Origin of the sequence: Sphingopyxis sp. BE259, assembly GCF_031457495.1 — a bacterium.
In the GTDB taxonomy this organism is placed as follows: domain Bacteria; phylum Pseudomonadota; class Alphaproteobacteria; order Sphingomonadales; family Sphingomonadaceae; genus Sphingopyxis.
This window is the reverse complement of the sequence record NZ_JAVDWM010000001.1, coordinates 817,884-844,605: the sequence shown is the minus strand read 5'-3', so window position 1 is coordinate 844,605 and position 26,722 is coordinate 817,884. Positions and strand designations below refer to the sequence as shown.

At 60.4% G+C, this 26,722-nt stretch carries 25 protein-coding genes; 7 read left to right on the top strand and 18 right to left on the bottom strand.

The window, feature by feature from the left end:
* Nucleotides 1-13: 13 nt before the first annotated feature.
* From J2X44_RS04075 to J2X44_RS04055, 5 genes are all read right to left on the bottom strand, one after another.
* The gene (locus tag J2X44_RS04075; RefSeq protein WP_231732772.1) at nt 14-844 is read right to left on the bottom strand and encodes an alpha/beta fold hydrolase; all 831 of its coding nucleotides are present in this window, start codon (nt 842-844) and stop codon (nt 14-16) included.
* A 188-nt stretch (nt 845-1,032) separates the two neighbouring features.
* On the bottom strand, nt 1,033-1,638 hold the full coding sequence (gene gstA / locus J2X44_RS04070) for a glutathione transferase GstA (RefSeq protein WP_037557634.1): 606 nt from the start codon (nt 1,636-1,638) through the stop codon (nt 1,033-1,035).
* 72 nt (nt 1,639-1,710) lie between these two features.
* Nucleotides 1,711-2,667, bottom strand: coding sequence for a PdxA family protein (locus J2X44_RS04065; protein ID WP_037557633.1), 957 nt, complete (start codon nt 2,665-2,667; stop codon nt 1,711-1,713).
* Between the two features lie 49 nt (nt 2,668-2,716).
* Nucleotides 2,717-3,211, bottom strand: a complete 495-nt coding sequence (locus J2X44_RS04060; RefSeq protein ID WP_105998637.1) for an aromatic-ring-hydroxylating dioxygenase subunit beta — start codon at nt 3,209-3,211, stop codon at nt 2,717-2,719.
* Nucleotides 3,208-4,620, bottom strand: coding sequence for a Rieske 2Fe-2S domain-containing protein (locus J2X44_RS04055; RefSeq protein ID WP_052182494.1), 1,413 nt, complete (start codon nt 4,618-4,620; stop codon nt 3,208-3,210). The genes J2X44_RS04060 and J2X44_RS04055 overlap by 4 nt, the downstream gene beginning before the upstream one ends.
* Before the next feature lie 247 nt (nt 4,621-4,867).
* Here J2X44_RS04055 and bphC point away from each other — a divergent pair, with 247 nt between their 5' ends.
* The 7 genes from bphC to J2X44_RS04020 all read left to right on the top strand — a co-directional run bounded on the left by bphC (nt 4,868) and on the right by J2X44_RS04020 (nt 12,502).
* Nucleotides 4,868-5,767 (top strand): biphenyl-2,3-diol 1,2-dioxygenase, encoded by a 900-nt coding sequence (bphC, locus tag J2X44_RS04050; RefSeq protein ID WP_167919382.1) that lies wholly within the window; start codon nt 4,868-4,870, stop codon nt 5,765-5,767.
* A 23-nt stretch (nt 5,768-5,790) separates the two neighbouring features.
* The gene (locus J2X44_RS04045; protein ID WP_242446142.1) at nt 5,791-6,132 is read left to right on the top strand and encodes a non-heme iron oxygenase ferredoxin subunit; all 342 of its coding nucleotides are present in this window, start codon (nt 5,791-5,793) and stop codon (nt 6,130-6,132) included.
* Between the two features lie 4 nt (nt 6,133-6,136).
* A complete protein-coding gene (locus J2X44_RS04040) occupies nt 6,137-6,625 on the top strand; it encodes an aromatic-ring-hydroxylating dioxygenase subunit beta (RefSeq protein WP_105998640.1) in 489 nt (162 codons plus the stop codon).
* 100 nt (nt 6,626-6,725) lie between these two features.
* Nucleotides 6,726-7,916: an aromatic ring-hydroxylating dioxygenase subunit alpha gene (locus J2X44_RS04035; protein WP_310088074.1), complete on the top strand. Its 1,191-nt coding sequence runs from the start codon at nt 6,726-6,728 to the stop codon at nt 7,914-7,916.
* Nucleotides 7,913-8,503 carry a 2-hydroxychromene-2-carboxylate isomerase gene (locus J2X44_RS04030; protein WP_105998642.1) on the top strand — a complete coding sequence of 197 codons (591 nt, stop codon included), beginning with the start codon at nt 7,913-7,915 and terminating at the stop codon, nt 8,501-8,503. Before J2X44_RS04035 ends, J2X44_RS04030 begins: the two co-directional genes overlap by 4 nt.
* Before the next feature lie 23 nt (nt 8,504-8,526).
* Entirely contained in the window at nt 8,527-10,716 is a 2,190-nt protein-coding gene (locus J2X44_RS04025) for a TonB-dependent receptor (protein WP_310088072.1), read from the top strand.
* A 160-nt stretch (nt 10,717-10,876) separates the two neighbouring features.
* Nucleotides 10,877-12,502, top strand: a complete 1,626-nt coding sequence (locus tag J2X44_RS04020; RefSeq protein ID WP_197411510.1) for a long-chain fatty acid--CoA ligase — start codon at nt 10,877-10,879, stop codon at nt 12,500-12,502.
* A gap of 63 nt (nt 12,503-12,565) precedes the next feature.
* Here the strand turns inward: J2X44_RS04020 and J2X44_RS04015 are convergent, their stop codons facing one another.
* The 13 genes from J2X44_RS04015 to J2X44_RS03955 all read right to left on the bottom strand — a co-directional run bounded on the left by J2X44_RS04015 (nt 12,566) and on the right by J2X44_RS03955 (nt 26,591).
* The gene (locus J2X44_RS04015) at nt 12,566-13,234 is read right to left on the bottom strand and encodes a TetR/AcrR family transcriptional regulator (protein WP_161786581.1); all 669 of its coding nucleotides are present in this window, start codon (nt 13,232-13,234) and stop codon (nt 12,566-12,568) included.
* A 154-nt stretch (nt 13,235-13,388) separates the two neighbouring features.
* The gene (locus J2X44_RS04010) at nt 13,389-14,171 is read right to left on the bottom strand and encodes an SDR family NAD(P)-dependent oxidoreductase (RefSeq protein WP_197411509.1); all 783 of its coding nucleotides are present in this window, start codon (nt 14,169-14,171) and stop codon (nt 13,389-13,391) included.
* Between the two features lie 67 nt (nt 14,172-14,238).
* Nucleotides 14,239-14,940 (bottom strand): class II aldolase/adducin family protein, encoded by a 702-nt coding sequence (locus J2X44_RS04005; protein WP_037557627.1) that lies wholly within the window; start codon nt 14,938-14,940, stop codon nt 14,239-14,241.
* Entirely contained in the window at nt 14,924-15,934 is a 1,011-nt protein-coding gene (locus tag J2X44_RS04000) for a PdxA family protein (protein WP_052182491.1), read from the bottom strand. The genes J2X44_RS04005 and J2X44_RS04000 overlap by 17 nt, the downstream gene beginning before the upstream one ends.
* The gene (locus tag J2X44_RS03995; protein WP_310088066.1) at nt 15,931-16,479 is read right to left on the bottom strand and encodes an aromatic-ring-hydroxylating dioxygenase subunit beta; all 549 of its coding nucleotides are present in this window, start codon (nt 16,477-16,479) and stop codon (nt 15,931-15,933) included. Before J2X44_RS03995 ends, J2X44_RS04000 begins: the two co-directional genes overlap by 4 nt.
* 1 nt (nt 16,480) lies before the next feature.
* Nucleotides 16,481-17,929, bottom strand: coding sequence for a Rieske 2Fe-2S domain-containing protein (locus J2X44_RS03990; RefSeq protein ID WP_197411508.1), 1,449 nt, complete (start codon nt 17,927-17,929; stop codon nt 16,481-16,483).
* 6 nt (nt 17,930-17,935) lie between these two features.
* Nucleotides 17,936-19,312 (bottom strand): MFS transporter, encoded by a 1,377-nt coding sequence (locus J2X44_RS03985; protein ID WP_197411507.1) that lies wholly within the window; start codon nt 19,310-19,312, stop codon nt 17,936-17,938.
* 20 nt (nt 19,313-19,332) lie between these two features.
* Entirely contained in the window at nt 19,333-20,790 is a 1,458-nt protein-coding gene (locus J2X44_RS03980; protein WP_037557626.1) for an aldehyde dehydrogenase family protein, read from the bottom strand.
* 50 nt (nt 20,791-20,840) lie between these two features.
* A complete protein-coding gene (locus tag J2X44_RS03975) occupies nt 20,841-23,045 on the bottom strand; it encodes a TonB-dependent receptor (protein ID WP_081933247.1) in 2,205 nt (734 codons plus the stop codon).
* A gap of 57 nt (nt 23,046-23,102) precedes the next feature.
* A complete protein-coding gene (locus J2X44_RS03970; RefSeq protein ID WP_037557625.1) occupies nt 23,103-23,597 on the bottom strand; it encodes an aromatic-ring-hydroxylating dioxygenase subunit beta in 495 nt (164 codons plus the stop codon).
* Nucleotides 23,594-24,784 (bottom strand): aromatic ring-hydroxylating dioxygenase subunit alpha, encoded by a 1,191-nt coding sequence (locus J2X44_RS03965; protein WP_037557624.1) that lies wholly within the window; start codon nt 24,782-24,784, stop codon nt 23,594-23,596. The genes J2X44_RS03970 and J2X44_RS03965 overlap by 4 nt, the downstream gene beginning before the upstream one ends.
* A gap of 92 nt (nt 24,785-24,876) precedes the next feature.
* Nucleotides 24,877-25,734 (bottom strand): VOC family protein, encoded by an 858-nt coding sequence (locus tag J2X44_RS03960; protein WP_037557623.1) that lies wholly within the window; start codon nt 25,732-25,734, stop codon nt 24,877-24,879.
* Nucleotides 25,731-26,591 carry a hypothetical protein gene (locus J2X44_RS03955; RefSeq protein ID WP_052182489.1) on the bottom strand — a complete coding sequence of 287 codons (861 nt, stop codon included), beginning with the start codon at nt 26,589-26,591 and terminating at the stop codon, nt 25,731-25,733. The genes J2X44_RS03960 and J2X44_RS03955 overlap by 4 nt, the downstream gene beginning before the upstream one ends.
* Between the last annotated feature and the right edge of the window lie 131 nt (nt 26,592-26,722).

The following is a 26,722-nucleotide window of genomic DNA, read 5'->3' as shown; positions in this document are numbered from 1 at the left end:
TCTCCCGGGAAATTTAAAATTTTAGGCCGTGACTGAAAAATTCGATCACGGCGCGATTGAAACTGGCCATCCGCTCGATCTGTACCCAATGGCCACACTCTCCAAAGAAGCGGACGTCTGAGTGTGTGATCAGGTTTCCGAGGCGCAGCGACACCTCTTGCGGAATGACTTGGTCGGCCTTGCCGTGCAGGACGAGCACTTCATGGGGAAGCGCGGCGATATCTTCCTCGCGGCTCGACAGCATAGCAATATTGGCCTGCCGGTCGGAACCGCCGAACGTCGCATGATAGGGCTCATGCGCTCCTGGGCGGATGCTCGCGTGATAACGGGAGTCGATCAGATCGTCGGTCAGCCGGCTCTGGTCCCATGCGAGCATCTTCAGCGACTCATGCATCATTTCGCGGGATGGCTCATAACCCCAGACGAAATCGAGCGCCGGCGTGAGCGGGAATTCAAGTCCAGCCGCTCCCATCAAAACGGCACGATCGACCCTGTCGGGATGGGCGATCATGAAGGCGAGCGTCACGCCGCCGCCGAAGGAATTTCCGACCATCGAGACCTGGTCGATTTCCAGGTCGTCGAGAAGACGGACCAGTTGATTGGTCCAGATGGCCTTGTCGGTGATCCGACCCACCGAGTCGCTGTAGCCGAAGCCAATCATGTCGGGAGCAATGACCCGGAATTCCTTAGCAATCTCGGGCATATTAAGCCGCCAGTTCGCCCATGCCGTGACCCCGGGGCCCGAACCGTGGACGAGGAGGACCGGCCTGCCCTCGCCGGTGTCATGATAGTTGGTTTTGATCCCGTCAGCGACGAATGTCTTGCCGATTTCGGGCCGGACCATGTCGGGCGCCGAACTCATTGGCCAGCAACCATGTAATCATCATGTCGGGCGACCTGCCCCCAAACGGCTTCAAGCATCACTCAATCTCCGTTCCACGGGCCATCATGTCGCAGCCCTCTTGGGACAATGTTTTGCACCATGGGAAACGCGTTTGCAACCGGTAAATGAAACCGGCGCCTCTGATCCGGTCACTTCAGGCTCTCGGCTCGCACGGCTTCGAGGACACCGGGCTCCTCTTCCATCCGGGCGCGGTAGCGCGTCAAAGCGGGGAAGCCCGCGAGACCGATCTCCACTCGAGAGGGCCACCCGAGGATGCAATAGAGATAGGCGTCGGCCACGGTGAAGGCGTCCCCGAAGCAATAATTCTTGTCGGTCAATTCCAGGTCGAGCGCTTGGAGATGGTGCATGACGTCCCGCTTTGCCTCAGCGCGGATCTCCGGCCCCGCGGTTTTGGAGAAGAGCGGCACGAAGCTCTTGTGCAGCTCGGAGGCGATGAAGCTCAGGCTGTCCGTCAGCGTGTAGCGAGCGATTGTTCCGGCCGGCGGGGCGAGCCCCGCGCGCGGTGCCAGGTCGGCAACATAGAGAAGGATCGCTATCGTCTCTGTGAGAAGCTCGCCCGAATCCAGAAGGAGAGCAGGGATTTTTCCCGAAGGCTTTATCGACCGGAAGTCGGCGCCATGCTCGGTTCTGCGCGTGGGCATGTCGACTTTTTCAATATCGAACTCTGCCCCTATCCGGCGCAGCGCGATGTGCGGTGCCAGCGAGCAAAGGCCAGGCGCATAGTAAAGGAGCATCTCATATCCTTGTGGACGACTTGAGCACAGCGCGCGAATGGCCGTGCTTCACGCCGGAGTTGGGCCGGCGCGTCAGCGATCCACCTCGGAAAAGCCCTTTCCGGCGGTCAGCACCCCACAAGTCCGCATGGCACTCAGCATCATCGATGGATCGGCTTTGCCCGTTCCCACAATGTCATATGCCGTGCCGTGTGCGACCGACATATGGAGATAGGGTGGCCCCATCATGATCACGCAGTTTCCCGAGAATCCCCATGTCTTGACGGCTATGTGGCCTTGGTCGTGAAACATCGCTAGCACGAGATCGTATCGGCCTTCGATACATTGGCGAAAGACGGTATCGGGCGCGGATGGTCCATCGACATTGATGCCGCGCGCGCGCGCGCGCGCGACTCCAGGACCGATGGCACGATCTTCCTCATCGCCGATGGCATGAGGATTGAGACCCGCGACCACGATCCTGGGGTTGGCGACGCCCCAGCTTCGAAGCGCCGCGTCGATTTGCTGTAGGGCGGTATCGATCAACTCGGGCGTGATGAGGTCGCAGACCGCCCGAATCGACATATGATCGGTGAGGTGGGCGACACGGAGCGGTCCGGTGAGGAGGAGCAGATAACTCTCGCCCGGCGTCGGGCTGATCACCATATCCAGCTTTCCCGCCAGTTTAAGCGATCCGGTGCTGATCGGACCCATCACTGTGCCGGCGAAGACCCCGTCGCGCGCGAGCGCATCGAGTTCGGCTAGCCACTTGGCGGTCGCAATGCCCGATTCGAGCGTATCTTTCGCGAAGGGGAGCGCGCGGTCGTCCAGCGCACCTGTATCCAGGATATCGATGACTGCCGGGTCGTCGCTGAGCGGCTCGAGCGAACGCATGACACGCAGGCGGGCCGACACTTTAGTCAGGTCAAGCGCTCGTTCGACCGAGGCCGCCGACCCCACTAATAGGGGAACCGACACCTCATGCACGCGGCCTGACGCCCAGGCGCGAACGGTAACCTCGGGTCCGATGCCTGCCGGCTCGCCGACCATGGTACCGATGCAGGGCCGGAATCCGGCCTGCTGCGACGCTACGCCGACCTCAAATGCTGTAGACATCGAGCATCGTCTGCGCGAGGTCGTTGATGACGACGGTATATTTGCGTTTTATCACAAAGGCGTCGCCCATCGGTTCGAGATCGTAAATGGCCGACCCACTGTAGACGGTCGGCCGATCCTCCAAGACCGAGGTCACCGACCAATTCGTCCGCGCCCGAATGATGTCGTCCTCATGGTCGACCGCGAGCAGGCTAAAGATATGGGAAGTGCGCGGGGCCGGCGAACTGGCCGACGACCGGCCCGTCCGAATGCGATAGACGCGGTCCTCGAGCCCTGCCCGGGTCGGATAATAGATCAGCGAAATCTCGCGCCTTGGGTCCTCGGTCAATCGGCCGCTGTCATCCCACGCGGGGACCCAATATTCGGCATCGGGATGATATAGATCGATCCAGCTATCCCAATCCTTGGCATCGAGAGCGGCCGCTTCGCGCCCGAGAAATCGCTGGATCGCGGTCCATTGCGCAACTTCGCTGCTCATTTCGCCATCTCCGGCTTCGGGGGTAACGCGCGCTCGGCCTCTTCGCTCGCAATGGCTCCGCGCATGCGCAATATCCATTCGTCGTGGATCGCGACGTAAAGCCCCTCGTCGGCCACCGCCGTGCCGCTAAGGATGGCGTCGACGCCCAGGGCTTCGCCGTGGCTGCTGACGCCTTGCACCCACCGTGTCGATCCCCGCGACATGTCGTTCATCCGGCCAGCCCCGCCACCGAAACCGACCTGGCAATTGTTGAACTCGGTCAGGTCGTCCGGCGTAGCCATGCCGCTTGCATTGAAGAAATCTTCATACTGGCGGATGCGCAAGGCGCGGGCGTCGTCACTCTCACCCACCGGAGCTATGCAGTAGGTTGTCACCTCGGTCTCATCCACCGAGATGGGCCGGATGATACGGATCTGGGTGCTCGTCTGGTCCATGAGGAAGACGTTAGGGAACAGCTCCAGATTGCGTATCCGGCCGTTCATCCAGGTAGCGCGCTCTTCGCCGCGCTCGCGCTTCAACCAGTCCAGGATTTCGTAATTCGGCCGGTCCTGATAGTTTGCATAGTCATTCCAGAGCACGCAATGGCCGTTGTCGAAGGAGAAAGAGCCGCCCTCGAGCTGAGCCCAGCGACCGAAATCGAACGCCCTGGTATCGTTCTTCGATGTCCCGTCGACCCGGCGTGCGACCGTCATGAAGTAATTCGCGTGCACCGTGCCGATATGATAGCCGTCGAGGCCATTTTCGACCTGCAGCTTCCAGTTCCCTCGATAGCGGTAGCGCGTAGCGCCTGGAAGAACTTCGAGCTTCTCTTCGACCGACTGATCAACCATGAGATCGATGAATGTCTTCGCGCCCGCGAGATAGTCCTCAAGAGGAACGACCTCGGGGTTGAGACTGGCGAAAATGAAGCCCCGGTAAATCTCGATGCGCGCAACATGTTCTAGACCATAGTCTTCCCGCTTGAAGCCCGGCGCGTAGCCACCCCCAGCCTCATCTGTCACGTCGAGGAGTTGGCCCGCGGGATTATAGGTCCAACCGTGGAAGGGGCAGGTGAAGTTGCGGCGGTTTCCGCTCTTCTCGCGGCAAACGCGCGCGCCGCGGTGCGCGCAGGCATTGATCAGACAATGCAATTCCCCGGCCCGGTCGCGGGTCAGGATGACGGGCTGGCGGCCGATAAAAGTCGTGAGAAAGTCGTTCGGCTTTGCGACCTGGCTCTCGTGCGCAATGAAGACCCAGTTGCGCTCGAAGATATATTTCAGCTCGAGAGCGAACACGTCCGCGTCGGTAAAGGCCTCCCGGTCGATCTGAAAGCGGCCGCTTCCCTCGTCTTTTACGAGCCATGCATCGATACGCGAACGCAGTGATTCAAGCTCTGCCACGGCTGCGCCGTTTCCGTCAGGTTGCAACATCCTCTCCTCCATTTCCGGCCACCGAGATTCGTAGGTCAACTATTTGGATCAACGATTCTCGGCTCAACTCTTTGGACTCTTCCGATCCCGAATGACCCAACATAGCATGCGTGGCTCATTGTGCAATGGGTTGCACAATGATCTAAATTGCCCTATTCGAATCGCGTTGCATCATGTGCGACACGTCAACCAGGCTGGTTCAGGCGTATAAAAGCCAAAAATGGCTTGAGATTTGGGAGTGCGAAATATGGTGGGCGTGACCGAGCTGGGTTATCTAGGCTTGTCGGTATCTGATCTGGATGCATGGAAGAGCTTCGCGTGCGGCGTCGGCGGCATGGAATATGTCGATGAAGGCGAAGGCGACCGCGCGTATCTGCGAATGGACAAATGGCATCACCGCATCACGCTGCATGCTGATGGCGGTGACGATCTTGCCTATCTTGGCTGGCGCGTTGCGGGTCCGGTAGAGTTCGACGAAATTGTCGAGAAGCTGACAGTCCAGAATATCGAAGTCGAAATAGCGAGCGACGAAGCGGCGCGCGAGCGCCGGGTCCTCGGCTTGGCCAAGCTCAAGGATCCGGGCGGTAATCCCACCGAAATCTTCTTCGGCCCCCAGGTCGACAATTACCGCCCGTTTCATCCCGGCCGCCCGATGTTCGGTCGTTTCGTTACCGGTGCCGAAGGGATCGGCCATTGCATCCTGCGTCAGGATGACGTCGCCGCGGCGGTTCGCTTCTATCAGCTGCTCGGGCTGCGGGGCTCGGTCGAGTACCACCTCGCTTTGCCGAACGGTGAGGTCGCCGCCCCCTATTTCATGCATTGCAACGACCGGCAACATTCCGTGGCTTTCGGCCTCGGTCCGATGGACAAGCGGATCAACCATTTGATGCTCGAGTACAGCGAGCTCGATGATCTCGGCCTTGCCCACGACTCGGTGCGCGAACGAGAGATCGATGTCGCACTCCAGCTCGGAAAGCACGCGAACGACGAAGCGCTGACATTCTACTGCGCAAATCCGTCGGGGTGGCTGTGGGAATTTGGCTGGGGAGCGAAAAAGGCGGGTCCGCAGCAGGAACATTATCTGCGCGACCTCTTCGGCCATGGAAATGAAGCCGAGGGTTACGGAATGGACATCCCCCTCGGCTGACCACCCAAGGAAATTTTTAATAGATGGATGTGATTGCAATGGAGAGACTTCGCCTCTGCCCGATCGGCGACCCCCAGGATGGCGAACCGGTTGCGATACCGGCAGGCACCTATCCGCCGCTCGCAGTGTATAATGTCGACGGCCAGTATTATGTCACGGCCAACACATGTACCCACGGCAACGCGCAGCTTACCGATGGCTATCAGGATGGTGCGACGATCGAATGCCCCTATCATGGCGGTGCCTTCGACATTCCGAGCGGAGCCGCGACAACTTATCCCTGCCAGATCCCGCTCAAGACCTATGAAGTGACGATCGAGGACGGCTGGGTGACGATCGACGCTCCCGGTGCGCCGGAGAGCTGAGGCTATGGACCTTTCCACTCTGCCTCGCACCGAGCTCCTCCGGGAAGTGACGGACCTTATTGCCCTGCACGCCGAGCTGATTGACGACGATCAGCTCGAAGCGTGGCCCGATCTGTTCGTCGAGGACTGCCATTATTCCGTATTGCCGCGAGAGAATGCCGACCGCGGATTGCCGGTTGCGACGATCTTCTGTGACAGCAGGGGCATGCTTGTAGACCGCATCGTCTCGCTCCGGCGCGCCAACATTTTTCCGGTCCATCACTATCGACACATCATCAGCACCAGCCGAATTCACGAGGTTCGTTCAGATGCGATTGTGGCCCATACAAACTATCTGGTGCTCCAGACAAGAAACACCGGCCGATCATTTGTGTATAATGCTGGTAAATATGTCGATGAGATAGTGTTTTCGTCCGGGAAATTTCTTTTTCGGTCAAAGAAGGCGATTTTCGACACGGACCTGATCGACACTTTGATGGTCCGCCCCATTTAGCCCATTTCGAGGTTGCGATATGCTCAATGTTCAAGATACGGCCGTAGGTAAAGTGTCGACCGACACCGAGGAGCCCATTGGCTGCCGGATACCATATTCCGTGTTCACGGATGATGCCTTTTACAAGGCCGAACAGGAGCATCTCTTCCGCGGCCCCACCTGGAACTTCGTTGCGCTCGAGGCCGAAGTCCCGAACCCCGGTGATTTCAAATCGACCTTCATCGGCGACACGCCGGTCGTTGTGACGCGGGACAAGGACCAGAGCCTCCATGTCGTTGTGAACCGCTGCGCGCATCGCGGCGCGACGGTATGCCGCGCACGCCAAGGCAATGTGCCGCATCTCGAATGCGTTTATCATCAATGGGCTTATGAATTGAACGGAGACCTCATGGGCGTCCCGTTCCGCCGCGGGATCAAGGGCAAGGGGGGGATGCCGGCGGATTTCGATCTCAAGCAACATGGCTTGGTCAAGCTGCGCGTCGAAGCGTTGAATGGGCTGGTTTTCGCGACATTCTCGCAAGAAGTGGAGCCGCTGACGGACTATCTCGGTCCGCTCATCACCAAGCATGTCGAGCGGATCATGTGCCGCCCGATCAAGATATTGGGCAATCAACGCCAGTTCATCCACGGCAACTGGAAGCTATACGCCGAAAATACGCGCGACCCCTATCACGCAAGCCTCCTCCATCTGTTTCACAATACTTTCGGCCTCTATCGTTCGACGCAAACCGGCGAATGCCTGATGGACGAGAGCAAGCGGCATTCGTTTCTTTATTCGAAGGCAGGCAGCAACGACGCGGCGCGCGATAGCGAAGTCTATCAGGACTCGCGCAGCTTCGACACGAGCTTCTCGCTCCAGGATCCTTCGCTGCTCGCGGGCCGGAGTGAGTTTCCGGACGGCATCACCCTCGTCATCCTGGCCCTTTATCCCAACCTGATTTTGCAGCAGATCTCGAACACGCTCGCGGTTCGCCAGATCGTCACCCACGGACCGAATTCGTTCGAACTCGTGTGGACCCAATTTGGCTATGCGGACGATGATGCGGAGATGGACGCGATCCGCCTCAAGCAATCGAATCTCATCGGACCGGCGGGCATGATCTCGATGGAGGATGGCGAGGCGGTCGAGATCGTGCAGCAGGCGGTCAGCTCGGACAGAAAGGCAAGATCCTATATCGCGATGGGCGGCGGCGGCGCCGATGACGCGGATCATCTTGTCACGGAAGGGGCCATCATCGGCTTCTGGCAAAATTACCGCGAGATGGTGGGCATCGAAGAGAGGGTCTCATGACCGCCACCATCGATTTCTACTTCGATTTCATCAGCCCGTTCAGCTATCTCGCACAGTTGCGACTGCCGGAGATTGCGCGCCGGCACGGCCGGGCGCTTGCCTATCATCCCATCGACATCCCCGAAGCAAAGATTGCGGCGGGCAATTACGGCCCGTCCAACCGCGAGGTGCCGGCGAAGATAAAGGTTCTGACCGCGGATCTGCAGCGTTGGGCTCGGCGGTACGACGTGCCGCTTACCTTTCCAGCGAGCTTCGAGTGCGGAGCCTGGAACACAGTCGCAATCTTCGCGGCCCGTCATGGTGCCGCCGAAGGCTTCGTGCGGGATGCCTATCGGCGCATCTGGGGCCTCGGAATCGATCCGCGAGACCGGGACGAATTGCGCGCCTCGGCGGCATCGGCGGGTCTCGAAGCCGATGCCGCCCTCGCCTTTGCTGACTCGGAAGAGGGCAAGCGCGACTATCGCGAAGCGCGGTCGAAAGCTTACGCCCGTGGCGTATTCGGCGCGCCCCTTATGTTTGTCGACGACCAGATATTCTGGGGAAACGATCGGCTGGATTTTCTTGAAGAGCATGTGCGGACGAATTGAAAAAAGAATCAGGGAGAGGGAGAATGGACATGACGACCAACAGAAATAATAGCGGGCGCGCCCTCGCAGGCGGTATCGCACTTTTCGCACTGGCCTGGAGCGCGGCCGGCCAAGCCCAGGACACGGTCCCGGCTGCCGAACCCGAGCCCGAGGCGCAGTCGAGTTCGGGCATCTCCGACATCATCGTGACGGCTACGCGCCGCGAGGAACGACTTCAGGACGTTGCTGTCGCCGTCACGGCGATCACCGGCGATTCGCTCTCGGCTGCAGATGTTTCGACGGTGCGCTCGTTGACTCAGGTGGTTCCCGGATTCATCGGAAGCCGCAACATGGGCGTCTTCCAGCCCGTCATTCGCGGTGTCGGTTCGACCGGCATCTCGATCGGCGACGAGCCAAACATCGCGACCTATGTCGATGGCGTTTACCAGCCAGAGTCGGCTGCCAACTGGATCGATCTCGTCGAGGTCGAGCGCGTGGAAGTGCTGCGCGGACCGCAAGGCACGACATTTGGCCGCAACGCCACCGGCGGCCTCATCAACGTGATTACCCCTGACCCCAGTTTCGACCTGCGCGGCAAGGCGTCGCTGCGTTACGGCCGCATGCGCAGGGACGCGGGCGATTATGACGCCCGCTTCTATATCACCGGCGGCCTTAGCGATAAATTGGCTGCCGACTTTGCCGCCCTCTATCGCAAGAATGACGGCTATATCGACGATCTGGTGCGCGGCGGCACGCTCGGCGACCAGCAAGTGATCAACTTTCGCAGCAAGCTGCTGTGGCAGCCTTCCGACAATGCCAAGGTCATCCTGACCGGCGAATTCTTCGACCAGAACAGCACGACCAATTCGCCCCAGCCGGTCAATGGGAATACGGCGGGCCGTCGCTTCCCGGGCGTCATTCTCCCGACCGACGCCTGGCAGGCGTCATTGACCAGCATTCCGACGTTGGACTTACGGCGCTGGAGTGCGGCGCTGCATGTAAAACTCGAGTTCGACGGCTTCAACCTCGAGGCGACGAGCGGCTTCATGAATCTGCGCTGGTACCAGGAAACCGATTCGGATGCCTCGAACATCTTCCTCGGTAATTTCCCTGCAACATTTGCGACGGAATCGGGGAGCCAGGAAATCAAGTTCACGTCTGCCGACCCCGGCCGATTCCAGTGGCTCCTGGGCGGCTATTTCTACCAGTTCGGCGGCCATTCTGGGTTGGATATCGTCACGTCGCCGGGACCCGGCGTCCCTCCGACCACGCTAAATCTCGATCCTGCACTGTCGGGTCGCTCGTTCGCGGGCTTCGCCGAAGGGACATATGAGATCGTCGACAATTTGTTCGTCACGGTGGGAGCGCGCTATACGACCGAACGGCGGACCTTCGAACAGGTCGTGAACGGAAACCTGGTCGTTCCAAAGACCGCAAAGTCCTTCAACAAGTTCAACTACCGCGGCGCGATCCGCTACCAGTTCGCACCCGACGGTAGCATTTACGCAAGCTATGGCACCGCGTTCAAGAGCGGCGTCTACAATATGGCGGGCACATCGCCGAATCCGGTCAATCCCGAGAACATCAAGGCATGGGAGGCCGGCATCAAGGTCGACCCCTTCAATTGGCTCCGCACGAACCTCGCCGTTTATCACTATACGTACGACGATCTGCAAGTTCAGGCCAAAGACGCGTCGGGTCCGAGCTACGTCCTGCAGAACGCAGCGAGCGCCAAAATCTATGGCGGCGAGTTCGAGGCGATTATCCAACCGATTGACGATCTCAACATCCGCGGCTCGGCGGCCTACAGCCACGCGCGCTATCGTGATTTTCCGCTCGCGCAGAGCTTTTTCCCGCGCCCCGACGGAGGCAACACTGTTGCCCCGGCGGACGCGTCGGGTAACGTGATGACCCGCGCCCCGAAGTGGACGTTCAACCTGGGGGTCGATTGGGGCCATGAGTTCGATGCAGGGCGCCTTGGGGTCTCGGTCAACACCTTCTACTCGACCCGGCTCTATTATGACTTCCAGAATATTTTCTCCCAGCCGAGCTATACCCTTACCAATGCGTCGATATCCTTTGCCCCAACCGGTGATCGCTGGAAATTCAGCCTCTGGGCGACCAACCTCACCAACGAAAAGGTCTTCCAGACCATTCGTGTCGGGGCGCAGGCAACTGACGGCTTTTACGAACAGCCAAGAAAAGTGGGCGTCAGCGCCGAACTCCGGTTCTGACGCGCCCAAACGCGGTCCAAGGGCTTGATCCCGCGGATCGCGTGCGGCCGGGCTGCCGCCGTGTCCGCCAGCATGAGCCTCGGTGGCTTGTGCTGGCGGACTTTGTTTGCTGTCGCGTAAAGACGGTCCGTTCAACTGCTACTTGTCGAAGGATGCATGCATGACGATCACGGGACAAATGCAGCCTGCGCAACTGGCGATCGGCACGATCCTGACATATGCCGCCGCCGCGCACGCAACCCGGGAAGTGGTGTCGCGCGAAATCGGCAGCGATCGGTTGTGGCGTTATGATTATGCAGCGCTCGCCCGCCGGGTAGCGCAGGCTGCCAACATGTTCACCCTTGCCGGGATCGGGAGCGGTGACCGGATATCGTCGCTCGCCTGGAACACGCACCGGCATTTGGAACTCTTCTACGCGGTCCCGGGCCTTGGGGCAGTGCTTCACACCGCCAACCCCCGGCTCCCCGACGATCAGCTGATCTTTACCTTGAACCATGCCGAGAGTCGCATATTGGCGTTCGAGCCCAACCTCGCCGCGCTCGTCGAGCGGCTTGCGCCCAGCCTCCCGCATATCGAAAAATACATCGTACTGTCCGACGAAGGCGTCGGCATCGGCGAGGGGTTCGGGGCGCTGGCCTATGAGCCCTTGCTCGCGTCGGCACCGGTCTCGATCACCTGGCCCGAAATCGATGAAAATTCCGGGGCGTTTCTTTGTTACACCTCGGGGACCACAGGCGATCCCAAGGGGGTTCTCTACAGCCACCGGGCAGTCGTTCTGCATGCGATGGGAGCGGGCTTGGCGAGCGCGTTCGGCCTCACGTCGTTCGATTGCGTGATGCCTTGCTCCTCGCTCTATCACGCCACCGCCTGGGGCCTTCCGTTCGTGGCGCCGCTCTGCGGCGCCAAGCTCGTTCTTCCTGGCGACCGCATGGACGGTCCTAGCCTCCAGGCCCTAATCCGAGGGGAGGCGGTTTCTTTTACCGGTGGGGTGCCCACGATCTGGACCATGTATCTCGCCCACCTCGAGGCAACCGGCGGCGACACGGGAACGCTCAAGCGGATTATGATCGGGGGCTCCGCCGTACCTCGCGCGATGGCAGAAAGCTTCAAGGCCGACCATGATGTCGATGTCCTTCAGCTCTGGGGAATGACCGAGACCTGCCCGCTCGGTGTGATCGCAACACCGACGCCGGCCGTCGCGGACCTCGGCGAGGCAGCGATGCAGGATATATTGTGGACGCGGCAGGGACGGCTCCAGTTCGGCGTCGAGATGCGCATCTTGGGCGAAGACGGGCACCCCTGCCCCCACGATGGGGCGACGGCAGGCGCGCTACAGGTGCGGGGTCCGTGGGTGGTTCAGCGCTATTTTCGTCAGCCGGCGGATTGCACCGATGTCGACGGGTGGTTCGATACCGGCGACGTTGCGACACTCGACGCCCAGGGGTTCATGCGAATCACAGACCGCACCAAAGATGTCATCAAGTCGGGAGGAGAGTGGATCAGCTCAATCGACCTTGAGAATGTTGCCGCTGGGTGCAGCGGGGTCAAGATCGCCGCGGTCGTCGGCATTCCGCACCCTAAATGGGAAGAGCGCCCGCTCTTGATCGTCGAGCCTCATGATGGAATCCTTCCCGACGAAAAGGAAATTCTATCAACCCTATCCGCGGAATTCGCGAAATGGCAGCTGCCCGATCGCATCCTCGTCGGCGCGGTGCCACTTACGGCAACAGGGAAAATCGACAAGAAGCAACTGCGCGAACGCTATGGTAATGTCTACGCGGCTTGAGGGAACGGGACCCGATGGTTCGGCAGCAATCACTGCGCGGCGAGAAGCTTGTCATCGCAAGCTTCAACCAATAGCGTCTGGGCCGCCCGTCCCGTCGTTCCGCTCCCGCAGCGACTGCGCATAGCCGGACAGCAAGGCAATTGTCAGCTCGGTGACGCGCCTTGCCCGCTCGGGGTCCTTTCCGATCTGGGCTCGCACCGCCAATCCGCGGAGCACGCTCCACAGCAGCCACAATATGTCTTCGGCGTCAGACGGAGACAGGCCGGTCTTGGCAAAACGGCTGACCCAGACTTGCTCGGCCCCGACGCGTCGTTGCTGCGACATACCGCGAACATCGTCGGCGAGGGCCCGAAGCTTGTTTCCCGAGATGACGAGGTCGAGCGCGATCAAAAAATCTTCACCGTAGAAGAATGCCTCTGCATCGTCGCATGCAGCCTCGAGGAGGCCGTCATCTTCGATAGCCTTACCCGCGGCAACGGTCGCCTTCTCGAGGGCTGCCGAAAAAACCTGCTCCAGGCAGGCGGCGACTAGTTGGTCCTTTGTCGGAAAATGGTGAAGCTGCGCTCCGCGAGAGACGCCTGCGCTTTCGGCAACGTCTGCGACGCGAAACGCCGAATAACCTTTCTCGCGCAACAGATTGATAGCGGCCGAAAGGATTCGAGCCCGCATCTTTCTACTGCGTTCGCCTTGTGGCTTGTGCGAATTGTCGTGAGCTGGGGAAATGTCCGCCACTGCGTCTGCTACACCTCTTGCCGAGACCCTCATGCGGCCGAACGTACAGATGGCATAGCTTTCCTATCGGGCTTGTCAAAGTCATAGCTGCGAGATGCAACAGGATGCCGTCCGCACCCGGCTGGCCATTCCGCCCGCCTCGTTGCGGGCCTGTTCAGCGAAACGTCGTACCGCCATCGACGGCTATCGACTGGCCCGTCACAAATTCTGCGCCGTCGGACGCGAGGTAAAGCGCTGCGGCGAGCAAGTCGTCTGCGGTCTCGTGGCGCTTGATGCACTGCATGTTCAATATCTGGGTCTTTTGCGCGGGCGTCACCGTCTCGCGCTCGATCTCCGTGAAGGTTGCGCCCGGAAGCAGCGCATTCACCGTGATCCCGTCGGCGCCGAGTTCACGCGCCATGGCGCGCGTCATACCGACCACCGCCGCTTTGGAAGCCACATAATGTAAATAGTGCGGTCGGCCCATAGTCACCACCCCGGACGAGATGTTGATGATGCGCCCATGACGATTACCTCGCATTACCGGCGCGCACGCCTTGGACACCAGCATTACGCCATCGACGTTCACGCGCATGACCTGTCTCCACTCGTCAAACGGGATTTCCTCGAAGGGCCGCATTTTCAGCGTCGAGAAGATCGCCGCATTGTTGATGGCGACGTCAATGCGGCCAAAGGCCTCCAATGTCTCCGCTATGGCGGCGTCGACGGCTGCCGGATCGGCCACATCGGCCCGAATGGCGATAACGGTGCCGGCGCCACATTCCGCTTCGACCTCGGCCGCTACCGACCGTCCGCTGTCTTCGTTCAGTTCGACGATGGCGATTTTCGCACCGGCGCGCGCGAAGCCTTTGGCGAAAACCCGCCCGATTCCTTGTCCCGCGCCCGTGATGAGCGCGACGCGCCCCGCGAAGGTGTCTGTCTTGGTCATGTCGGTCATATCGTTTCCTCTTTCTTGCTGGTATTCGGGCGAGGCAACGGGGCATATGCGAGCACCGCGCCTGACGTCATCCGCCGCTTGCTCCTCGACCTTCGGTCACGTCCATCGCCGTCAGCCAACTCCACATCCGCTCAACGACGCCGCCGGCCAGGGTCTGGCGCGCGCGTATCTCGTCTTCATCGAGAAGCCCGTGTTGAGGGCCGAACCCCATCGAGCGCACGTCGCGCTCTACCCGCGCGGCGTCTTCGAGGAAGAAGGCAAAAGTCGCAGCTTCCTTCAGATCTTGCCCGACCGTAATCGCTCCGTTTCCTCGCATGACGATCGCACGAGCCTCGCCAAGGGCAATTGCAAGATTTCTCGCTGAAGCGTCGTCGCGCAGGAGCCTGGGATCGTCCCAAAGCGGCGGCCGGGGAGCGAAATAGGCGCCTAGGCCGTGCCGCGCCGCCGGTGTGATCCCGAGCGTCGACAACGACATGGTGGCGGCGGGCATGATGCGACAAATGCCGCCGACATCGGACCGCGCGGCATAAATCGCCTGGTGCGCGCGCACTTCGCCAAGCACTTTTTGGGGAAGGGCGCCATCGACCGAGACAATAGTACCGGGTTCGTCCTTGATAAGCCCCATGGGCATTGCGGCACAGACAAGAAAGTGCCGCGCATCGATGCGCGCACTGCAATGGCCGAACGCGTGCACGAGCCCGGCGTGCGCCAGGCCGCGCGCCGCCATGCGCACCTGCATCTGAAGTCCGGGGTCAATCGTCGCCGGCATAAAACCCTCTCCCGAAGCAGAGTGATTCGGCCATCTTCATCGCGGAGGCCATGCTGGCGTGCTGGGCGATGCCCTGTCCCGCAATTTCCATGGCAGATCCGTGCGGTACGGTCAGATGAACATAATCGAGGCCGATATAGATGGTGCACGCGCCTTCGAAGGCAGCCGTCTTGAGCGCAATCTGGCCCTGGTCATGATACATTGAGACAACGACGTCGTATCGCCCCTCCATGGCAAGACGAAATATCGAATCGGGCGACACCGGCCCCTCGACGCGGCGCCCCGCCGCGCGCTCCCGTTCGACCGCCGGCGCGATCTCGCGCACTTCTTCAGTTCCCATCGCGTGCGGATTCAGGCCGGCGACGCCGATCCTGGGGGCATTGACGCCCCAACGCCTGAAAGTCTCGTCAACGAGACCGATCAGCGACGACACCGCCGCGGCAGAGACAGTGCCCGGGACCTCGGCGATGCTGATATGCTCGGTGATTGGGACGATCCGCAACGAGGGGCTGACTCGCAATAGATAGGTTCCAGTCGGCTGAAGATCGTCGATCGACGATATTTCGCCAGACGCCTTGAGTGATTGCGAGTCGACCGGGGCCATGATCCAGCCATCGATCTCTCCATTGCGAGCCAATTGCTCGGCCAAGCGGATCCATTCTATCACCGCCCGGCCCGAAGCGGCGCCCGACTGTCCGATATCCCATGCCCCCCTCGCCAGCGAGCCGTGGTCGAGAACGGCGATTTCGCCAACCGCACCGGACACCTCATCCGGCGTTTCCACCTGGTAGATGGGAGGGCTAATCCCGCTCGCCGCGGCCGCGAACCGGACAGCGTCGATGCTTCCGATCAATAGGTGCCGCGCCGCGTGGTTGCCGGCGGCGAGTGCCTTGACACAGACCTCTGGACCGATACCCGCCGGATCGCCAATGACGGTAGCGATGAGTGGCTGCTCACGGCGCGGCTTGCCCGCTCCTTCGCCTGCACCTCTCATAGCAGGAAGGTCACATTGCGCATGGGCGCATCATTGTTGATCAGATAGACCTTCTTGCCCAAGATTTTGAAGCCATCGGCCCCCTGTTTCAGGAGGTGGGTCGCGCGCGCGAACAAGGATTGATGCTGACCGGAGCGCGCCTCGCCCAGGATGAAGTTTGAACTGACAAGGACATCGGATCCGCCGGATGCGGCGACCGTAATGTTCGAGACGATGCGGATCAGACGCGACTTCGGACTTTGCGAATGCATCCGCTTATCCTTCAGGCGGAATATTCGATCCGAGATCTGGTCATAATGCTCGTAGATGATCGAGACGGACCGATCGGGGTCGAGGTCGGCCTGATTGGAGGGAACCCAGTAGAGGCCGCCCGGCTCCCAGAGCGCGAGCCAATCGTCATAGGCGTGGCTGTCCATCAATTCGGCCTCAAAATACAAAAATGCTTCGATTTTGCCGAAAATGTCGCTCCCGCGCAGGATTGCCCGGCTCTCCTTCAATTCCGAGAAGACGGTGAAATCGCAAAGATCTGCTGCTACCATGTTCATCCTAACGCCTCCCATCGGGCGATTCTTCGGCCATCATCGCCAGCCATTGCCGGATCTGAGCGCGCTGCGGAACCTCGTCGGAAACATGGCCGACGATCGTCCCATCTTCATCAACCCACTCGCGCTCCATCCCGCGCGATATATTGATCCACGGATCGAGATTAGCCTCCAGGCCGAGTTGCACCCGCTCGAAAATCTCGGCGTCGTCTGTCGATCCGGATCCTGCGGGTCCATAAAAGGATTCATGCTGGCGAAGTCGCAGCGCATTGATTTCGGTGCTGACGTTGGAGAACAGCACAGGGAACATCACGACCTCGGTCTCGTCGACAGACAGGGGATTAACGATCCGGATCTGGTTGTTGATCAGTTGCAGGTTTGGAAAAACGCCGACGTGAGGATCGCCCGCCATGGCAAGCAGCATGTCCGCCCAGGCAACATCATGCTCTGCATAGAGCGCGTCGATATAGTCTGCCCCTCCCGGCGTGTTTTCCAGAAGCGCGCGATATTTTCCCGAGTGCTTGAGCCGATGCTTACGGAAATCGAGCATCGTGTGGCCATGACCGAAGTCGCGCGTTTCCGAGATTCCGTCGAAGTCGAAGGGGTTCGCACTGTGCGTGGCACCGAGGCTGTGACCCGAATCGGTGTGTCGTTCCCATGTCGCCAGCACCGAGGCATGGACGAACAACGGATGATATCCATCCATCCCGACCTGCTTCCAATTTCCTTTATAGATCGTCCGGTTGGATCCGGCTCGCACGCTCAACTCTCCGCCCGGTGCCGCGTCGACCAGGATGTCGATCACCTTGGCTGCGTTGCCGAGATAGTCCTCGAGCGGAAGGACCTTTTCGCTCAAAGCCGCGAATATGAAGCCGCGATAATTTTCGACCCGCGGCACCGGCGTGAGACCGTTTTCGCTCGCGTCGAAACTCGGCCCATAGCCGTCGGGCCCGGAAACGCTGACCAGTTCGCCAGCATTGGAATAGGTCCAGCCGTGATACCAGCAGCGGAAAAAGCTGTCCCTGCCTTCGTCCACCTCGCAGACGATTGCGCCCCTGTGTCGGCAGCGGTTCAGGAAAACGCGGATCTCGCCATCCTGGCCGCGAACAAAAATGACCGGTTGACGGCCCATCTGCCGACGCTTGAACTCGCCCGTTTTTGCAATCTCGCTCTCATGGCCGATGAACAGCCAACCGGTGTGGAAAATCCGCTCGAGTTCAAGATCGAAAATCTTCGCGTCGGTATACACCGCCGAATGAATCCAGCCCGGTGCCACAAGCGATCGCAGGCCTGCCGCGTCATAGTCGCGGCCGCGTATGTCGAGGCGGTCCGGCATGCGGTGCGGTCCTGACGGCGCGCGATCGCCCTTGCCGGCCGGCAAGGTGCCGCCGGCGCCCATTGCTAGATGATTTTCCGCTGACAATTTCATTCTCCAGACAATGATGATGAACAATTTGTGTCACACTGGATTGACGGCCTTCCACCTGGTCATGTCGCGCCCGATCGACGACCGCGCGCGCCAGAAAAGAAATGCGGAGAATGGTGCGACCAGGCTTGTAAGGATGAGGGCGGCACGCAAACTCCTGCCGGAATCTTGATCGAACTGCCACGAGATCGCGTCGCTGGCCGTCCCGACGAACAGCGGTCCCAAACCCACGCCGACCAGGTTCAAGACCAGAAGGAAGAGGGCGGTCGCGCCGCCACGGATCTCCGGCGGTGAGACGCTTTGCTGGGTACTGTGGACCGGGCCCATCCACATGGCCCCTAGCATGTTGGGAAGCGCAAGGCCCGCAAGCGCCAGCGCGCCACTGTCGATGCTGAAGATGACGGCATAACAGGGAAGGGCCGCCAGCGACGCAAACGCAGGGATGGTTACATAGGCTCGGACGTCGCTCCGGCCGAACCGATCGGCCAGCAACCCACCGAGCCACACGCCGGCGGCGCCTGCGAGACCTGTGGAAAGACCGAGCGTCAGGCCCAGGAACCCCGAAACCCCCATCCCGGCCTGGGTGGCCATGGCGACGATCTCCGGGCCATGATTGCGGATAAAAAAAGATGCGATGAAAGGTCCGAAGCCATATCCTACCGCGGCTTGCAGCGCAGTCGCGATCACGATGAGCCGGTAGGTGCGAACCGCCCAAAGCGTCTTTACCGCCGCGAGAGCGCCCGGCGGCGCCGTTCGCAACAGAGCGGCGTGCGCCTTGCGCGGTTCGCGCAAAACCAGCAGCAAAAAGGGGGCAAGGACGACACCTGGTATGCCGGCCACCAGAAAGGCGGTGCGCCAGCCATAGGCATCGGCAACCAGCCCTCCCAATGCCATCCCCGCCAACGTTCCCAACGGCACGCCAAGATAGTAGAGCGAAAGCGCCGACGCGCGCCGCTCGGGTGGGTAATAATCGACGATGAGCGAATTTGCGGCAGGTGTCAGGCCGGCCTCGCCAATCCCCACTCCGACACGCCCCACCAAAAGTTGGGGAAAGCTTCGCGCGAGGCTGCAGGCGATGGTGAACCCGCTCCAGACGAGAACGGAAAATGCCATGATCTTTGGCCGGTTGCCGCGATCCGCCCAGCGCGCGAGCGGGATTCCGGCGACGCTATAAAGCAAGGCAAAGGCAAGGCCCGACATCAGCCCGATTTGCCAGTCCGCCAGCTGCAACTCTTCCCGGATCGGTTCGGCTAGAATGTTGACGATCTGCCGGTCAACAAAGTTGAGTGTGAGAGCAAAGGTCAGGAAAAACATGGCGATGCGGCGGCGGAAAGCCGCCCCCGCCACAGCCAGCGCGGCTTCGCCCTCGCCAGGCGGCGTGCGTGCTGTGCCGAGCGCCGGTTGCAGCACAGGAGGCGCGCCCCCGCCCGTCACCGGTTGCCCGATCCCAACGAGATGAAGATATTTTTCTCCTGGGTGAACGCCAGCAGTTCGCCGAGGCATTCCTCACGGCCGATGCCCGACTGTTTCATTCCGCCGAAGGGGGCTCCAAGAATGTGGCGTGAGGTCTCGTTGATCCAGACATAGCCTACGTCGACGGCCATGGCGGTGCGGTGCGCGCGTTCGAGATCTCGTGTCCAGATTGAGCAGGTCAATCCATACTCCAGTTCGTTGACGACCTCGATCATCGTCGGCTCGTCGGACCATCGCAGGATTCCGAGCACCGGCCCGAAAACCTCTTCGCGGGCCAAGCGCATGTCAGGGGTAACGTCGGCAAACACTGTCGGCTCGATGTACAGGCCGCGCGCAAGAGCTTGGTCGGCCGGTGGCCCCCCGCCGCATATCAGTCGAGCGCCTTCCGCCTGGGCGCTATCGATGAATCCGACTATGCGCTCATGCTGTTTCGCGCTGATGATCGCGCCCATCGAAGTCGCCTCGTTGGACGGATCGCCCGGCTGAAACCGCTGGGCTTCCTCCTCGATACGAGCCAGAACCGCGTCGTAGATGTCCTCATGTATGAACGCCCGGCTCGTCGACCCGCATGATTGGCCGCACCACGCAAAATTCATGCCCTGGATCAAGGCTTTTGCTACTTCGGCGGGATCGGCATCGCCATAGGCTATCAGGGCATTCTTGCCGCCAAGTTCGAGCAAGACTGGCTTGAGCGTTGGACTGGCCTCGCGCATCAGAGCGCGACCTGCAGCCGCGCTCCCCACCAAGCTGATCATCGCCACCTTGGGGTGGGCCGCTAACGCCGCCCCCGTTTCGGCTCCTCCCGTAAGGACGCTGAACGTACCCGACGGCAACAAGCCGTCGATCAGCTCGGCGAAGCGGAGTGCTGACAGGGGAGCCTGTTCGGATGGCTTGACGATTACCGCATTGCCGGCTGCAAGGGGAGCGGCAACCTTGCCGGCGCAGAACAGAAACGGATGATTGAAGGCCAGAATGCGGGCGACGACGCCAAATGGCTGCCTGACGGAGAAGTTGACCGCATCTGGTCCGACGGGGACCGAAGCACCTTTCATCTCCGTCACCAGCCCGGAGAAATAGTCGATGAGCGCGGCTGCCACATGGGAGTCGGCCGCCAGTTCACGGACCGGGTTGCCGCAATCGAGAGCATCGAGTTGCGCCAATTCCTTTGCATTCTGGCGAATGACTGCCGCTACTTCGCGCAGCAGCCGGGCACGTTCGAGGGGTGGCACATCGCGCCAGACCCTGGATCCGACGGCGGCAGCGAGGACTGCCCGGTCGACATCCTCGCTTTCTGCCTGCGCGACATGTGCGATGAGCGAGCCGTTGGCCGGATTGTGCGAGGGACTGTACCCGCCCGCCGTCGGTGCATGCCACCCGCCATCATAGTAAAGGTCGTACTGATCTGGAATTGCCATCTATGCTCTCAATCCTTGAGGGGCGAGCCAGCCTATGACCGGCGATCGCATCAGAATTTCACTTCGACGCCGGCGCCGATACGCCGGGGCAGCTCGTACCTGAGATCGGTGCCAAGCGCGCCGGGCCGAACTTCCTGGATGATCTTCTCATTGGTCAAATTCGTCGCCCAGATCGAGAACCGAAACTTTTCGTCATCCGTTCGCCACGAAATTTCGCTGTTGATCGCCGTATAGGGATCCTGCTTCACGGAATTCAGGAAGTCGAAATAGACGACCGAACTGCGGAACAGGGTGCCGTTGATGTTCAACATTCCCGATGCGAGCGGTACGTCGAGACTTGGAGCGATGTTAAAGGTCCAGCGAGGTGCCCGCGGTAGGCGGTTGCCCGACACATCCGCTTGCGACACGATATTGCCTCCCGTTGGCCGGGGAATGAAAACTTGCGCGAGCGGAAAATCGTCATATTCCGCATGGGCGTAGGCGACCGCCGCGTTGACCCGGAAATGATCGGTTGGCGCCAAAGTGGTTTCGAGTTCGCCGCCGTAAAGAGTGGCGTTCGCGGCGTTCTGCAGGACATAACCGGGACCCAACGGATCGCGGGCAGTGACCTGCAAATCCTTATAATCATAACGATACAAGGCGAGATTGGCGCGCAGCCAGGGCGTGATGTCAGACTTGATACCGCCTTCGAGGGCTTTGAGCGTCTCGGGATCGACCGCGAGAGGCGACACGCCAGTCATGTTGAACACACCGCTTTTGAAGCCGGTGCTGTAGGTCGCGTAGATATTCGTGTCCGGTCCGATTTCGAACCGGACCGTGCCTTTATACGTGACCCTGTTAAAGGATTTTTCCGCTGTCTGCGGAAAAAGGGCGACGCCGTTTACGATCTGATCGAAACTTCTTTTCTCATGGGTGTAGCGAATGCCGCCCGTCACGAACAGGCGCGGGACGACCTCAAGCGTCGCCTCGGCGAATCCGGCATAGGAGGTCGTCTTCAGGACGGGGTCGAATGTGCGCACGAGCAGTGGCTGGCTCGGATCAGCGCGACTGCTCAGAATGAAGTTGGCGTCGCCGGAGAGGTGGAAGGCATATAAACCAGCGATCCATTGAAGCGGCCCGGAGCCGGACGAGAGCAGGCGCACTTCCTGACTATAATATTCCGATGCGATTTTGGGGGCCACAAAAGTCGCGAGCAAGATATTCGACGAATCCGAATCCGTCGCCTGAGAGGTTCGGTTGGAGGCATATGCCCCGGTCGTCTCCAGATTGACCCCGCCTAGATCGAAGCGTGTCTGCAAGGCGACACTGTATCGCCGGGTGGCGAGCGAGGGGCGCAGATCGGCGGACAGCTGCCAGGGTTTCAACGGGAGGATCGCGCCGGGAAAGGCTCGACCTGCCGTGTTATTCTCATAGGGCTGGTAGACATTCTCCGAGCCCTTGCGATCGAAATATTCTCCCGTGAGGACGATCTTGTTTCCGTTCTCGCCGCGGTACATCAGCTTGCTGCGGACATCGACAACCTGATAGCCGCCAGCTTTCCCACCGCGCACGAGATCGTCGACAAAACTGTCCGTTTTGCGGTAAATTCCGGCGATATCGGCTGCAATCGTATCGGACAGGCCACCAGTCAGATAGCCGCGCACATTATAGTCTCCGTCGCCCGTCTCGAGGGCGGCCGCGCGCGCCGAAACCATGCCGCTGAAGTCGAAACTGGGATCAGGCGTAATGACATTGATCAACCCGCCCGTCGCGTTCCGACCGAATATTGTCCCCTGCGGCCCGCGCAGGACCTCGACGCGGTCGACCTTGACGAGATCGGTCCAGGTGGAAAATGGGTCTCCCTGGTAGATTCCATCGACATAGGTTGCTACGTTTGACTCGTCCCCGACCGAAATACTGCTCGACCCCACCCCGCGGATAACGGGCAGGAACACGCCCGCAGCGCGGCCACCGAAGAAGCCGGGCACGACCTGAGTGAGATTCCGGATGTCGGCCGCACCCGAACGGCCAAGCGATTCCGAAGTCACGGCGGTCACCGCGACCGGCACATCCTGCAACTTCTGTTCCCGGCGCGTCGCGGTCACGACGATATCTACGAGGCCGCTCTGCGTCGAGGTTTGATCCTGATCCTCGGCTGGGGCCGACGGGCTGGGCGCGGACAAACCGCCAACGGGCGCCGTTTGCGCCATGGATGGCGCGGCGGTCACGGCTGCCGTCATCATCAGCAGCGCTTTGGATGCAAAAAGGCCTTTCATTTTCGGTCTCCCTCCCGATTATTTAGTAATTGATTTATAAGGTTATTCTGTCACCGCTCACAAAGGAAACACCAGATACCGCGGCACGACCGCGTTGTCGGTCACCGCGTTCCGCGACAGAAAGCGACATTGATCGTCTTCCATTCGAATAATGTCCTCGTAGGTCCCGGCGGCCAGCTGCTGCGGCAGCCCGGTATCGTCGGGGGTAAAGATCACGGAGAAGTTCGAGACCATGTCGACGAGACCATCCGCGCGGCGGCTGGCGTGCACGCGCTGAACGAAATGCCGGGTACGATAGTCCTGGAATGTACCCGCCCATATGTCTTCGATGAAGGTGCAGCGATCGATTAACCTGTCGCGGCAGTCGTCGAGCATCATCGCCACGCGCAGGCCGCTCTCGACATCGTTGCGCGCGATGCAGATGTAACTCGCGCTCGGATCATCTTCGAACGTGTCGAGCCACGACCGCATTTTCTTCCCGTCCAGTGCCGACATATATGCCGACTGGAGTTCATCGAGCCGCGCGAGCTCGTCGAGCGTCAAGCGCGTCATGCCTCCCTCCTCCGGAAGCCCATGGCGGCGCGATAATATTCCCAGTGCGGAAGATTGCCGCTCTCGTCGTTCTGACGGAATTCGAACCCGAGCCGGGATGGATCGGTGACGCCTTTTTGGAAGATGGCCTTGCCGGGGGTGCGATTGCCGATCTGGACCCGGTGGAAAACCGAGGCGTCTTCCATACTGATCAGGCCGGACGGGCCGATCGCGTTGGAGCTTTGCCTTATTCGGTGCAAGACCATCGCGTCATCGTCGTCCTGATGCGCGAAATAGGCGTAGGTGACTTCCACCTCGTCGATTGCGACAGGCGTAGCGAAACGGATGCTGATGACGTTCAGGTAATTTGAGGCGACGAGCATCGGAAAGAGAGCGAGCACGCTGGCGTTTTTCGGCCGCCCCTCGTCGCGAAACTCGATGACCGAAGCATCGCGGATTACGCTCGTGGGCTGGGGAACGGTCAACTCGGTTTCGATGCAATAATGGCCACGTCCGGTAGTCGCATACTGGCGGCCTGCGCCGCCCTGCCAGTTGAGCATCGTGAACGCCTGGTGCAGGAGCGGCGGATGATAGCCGTCGTTGTCGCTATAGGCTTTCCAGTTGGTCAGATACCGGACCCGATGATAGCCAATCAGCTTGAGGCGTCCGTCACCGGCCATGATGTCCAGCAACGACCCTTTCGCTTCCTGCAGGAAGTCGTCGAGGCTTTCGGTGTCCGGCGACAGCGTCACGAACAGGAGGCCGCCGACCGATTCCTGCCGCGGCTGGGTCAGCGGATAGTCTTTCTTGTCGAAACCGGGGATGAATTCGCGCTGATTGGGGCAGCCGACCAACTCGCCCTCTTTGTTGAACAGCCACCGATGATAGGGGCATTCGAATTCGGCTCGATTGCCCGAAGGCTTTACCTCGATCTGGGTGCTGCGATGTGAGCAGGCGTTGAAGAATGCCCTGACCCGTCCGTCGTCGCCGCGGATGATGAGCAGGGGGACGTCCGCAAGATTGCAGGTTTTGAAGTCCCCCGGGTGCGGCACTTCGCTTTCGTGCGCAACGGGATGCCACTCGGCTCCACGGAAAATCCGGTCGATCTCGGCTTGGTAGAGGTCTTGCCGGACGAAAATCTCCTTGGGGATTTCGTTAAAATTTGCCGGCCAGACAATGTCTTGAAGATAAGCCTCCGGAACCGTCATCTCCCATCCTTTCTCTTTGCTATTTCGCCGCCCGCGTCACCTCGCGATGCGGTCACATTCATCCCATGCCCGCTGCCCACCGGGGCCCAAGTCTATGTGGACAACTCCTTGATTTTCGGGGTTGCGCCCCACATGCAGAAGCTCTTCGGTTCAAAGCCGAACTGGCGTTCCCTGTAGGTCTCTTCGTCGACCTCGCGCACGCCGACGGAATATTCAAAGACCATCCCGTCGGGACCCTCGAAATATACGAACCGCGCGCCCGAAGTCGGATGCCGGCCGGGTCCGAAGACGATGGGAACCTTATGCTGGCTAAGCAGCGCGTAGCTGCGCTGCACATCGTCGATCGACTGAACCTGGTGGTTGATGTGCTGGATACCGCACCGGTCTGCGGGGACGAGCGCGATGCTGTGGTGAATCTGGCTCAGACGGAGCAGCGGGAGCTCGCCTACCCGGTCACTGACGCGTGCATTGCATATTTGGGTCCAGAAATGCTCATCGCGACCGGGATCCCGGCTGAACAGACCGACGTGACTGAAACCCGTAATTCCCGCGTCGCGAGACAGCTGCGCGCCATTGCCACCGATCTGCGGCGAAACCGCGAATTCGATGCGTCCCCCGCTGGGGTCACGAAAGGCTATGAATTCGGAAACGTGCCGCTGCTCGCGTTCCTCATGCGAACCGTAGCACACCTCATACCCTAATGCTTCGAGCGTTTTCGCCGCATTGAGGAGATCCTCCCCATTCGCCAATTCGAAGCCGACAATCGTTTCGGATGGGTCGCCGATCTCGTAGCTCATCGTGCTCATGCGACTATCGGAGCGAAACGACAGGCGATCAACCGCGCGATCGACAGGCTCCAGGCCAAGTATTCGCGTGGCGAAATCGGTAGCGGCCGCGACATCCGGTGTCTTGAGACGAGTATAAGCGATGTCAATGATGTTGATGGTCATGGCAACGTTCCTCCCAATTCTTCGAGGTTGGAGGTCGAACCCCAACTGCATAGCGAGGCGGGAGAATCGGCAAACTGCCGTGGCCGGCGTCCGACGGGCGACGGATCCGATCGGGTCGAATAGGTGAAATAGCTGTCGGGCGAGGGCCCGCTGAAGGTCAGAAACACTTCACCGCTCGCGGGTTCCTTGCCTGGGCCGCGGACAATGCCGACCTGCCGGTCAAGGAGAAAATATTTCGACTGCATCACGGCGTCGATGCTCTCGACCTCAAACCCCACGACGAGGAAGCTCTCGCGCTTGCTCGGCACAATCATGATCCTGTGATGCTGATCGTCCCAGCCGAGGTAGATTGCGTCGCCCACCCGATCGGTGATCCGCGCTCCGAGGATGTCCACCCACACAGCGGCGTCAGACGCCGGGTCCCGGCTGCCGAGGATCACGTGTGACAGGCCGACAATTCCCGCATCGCGCGATGGAAAATATCGCTCGCCGCTCTCCTCGGCCCGAACGACCAGCTCGATGAGATTGCCGCTTAGGTCGCGACAGGCGAGCCCCGCGTGATAGCGGCGGCTTCGACACAGATCGTGAGGGATCGCCTCGACATCCCAATTTCGCTCCCTGAGTTTCCCGGAGACTTCCTGCAGCTGCTCGACGGTTCTCAGCGACACCGCCACGCTGGGCCGGAGGCTGCTCCCGGAACCGTCGAACTCCAGGCAATAGGACCGAGAGTCAGAACGGAACCGTTCGGCTTCCGGCAACCGTTCGCTGTGCTGCAGGCCGACGGTATCAACGGCGAGCCGCGTGGCTTCGCTAAGCGACTGAACCGGGATCCGTACGAACCGTAGCTGCTCCAGCATTTGCCACCTCAAATCCAATGATCAGTCAGTCTGTACTGTTTGTTTTGATTCGGGGCAAGCCTTATCGCGAGTCCCGAGAGGGGTGTCGTCATGACCGGGGCGATGTGCTGAGCGGCACCTGGCAGCATAGG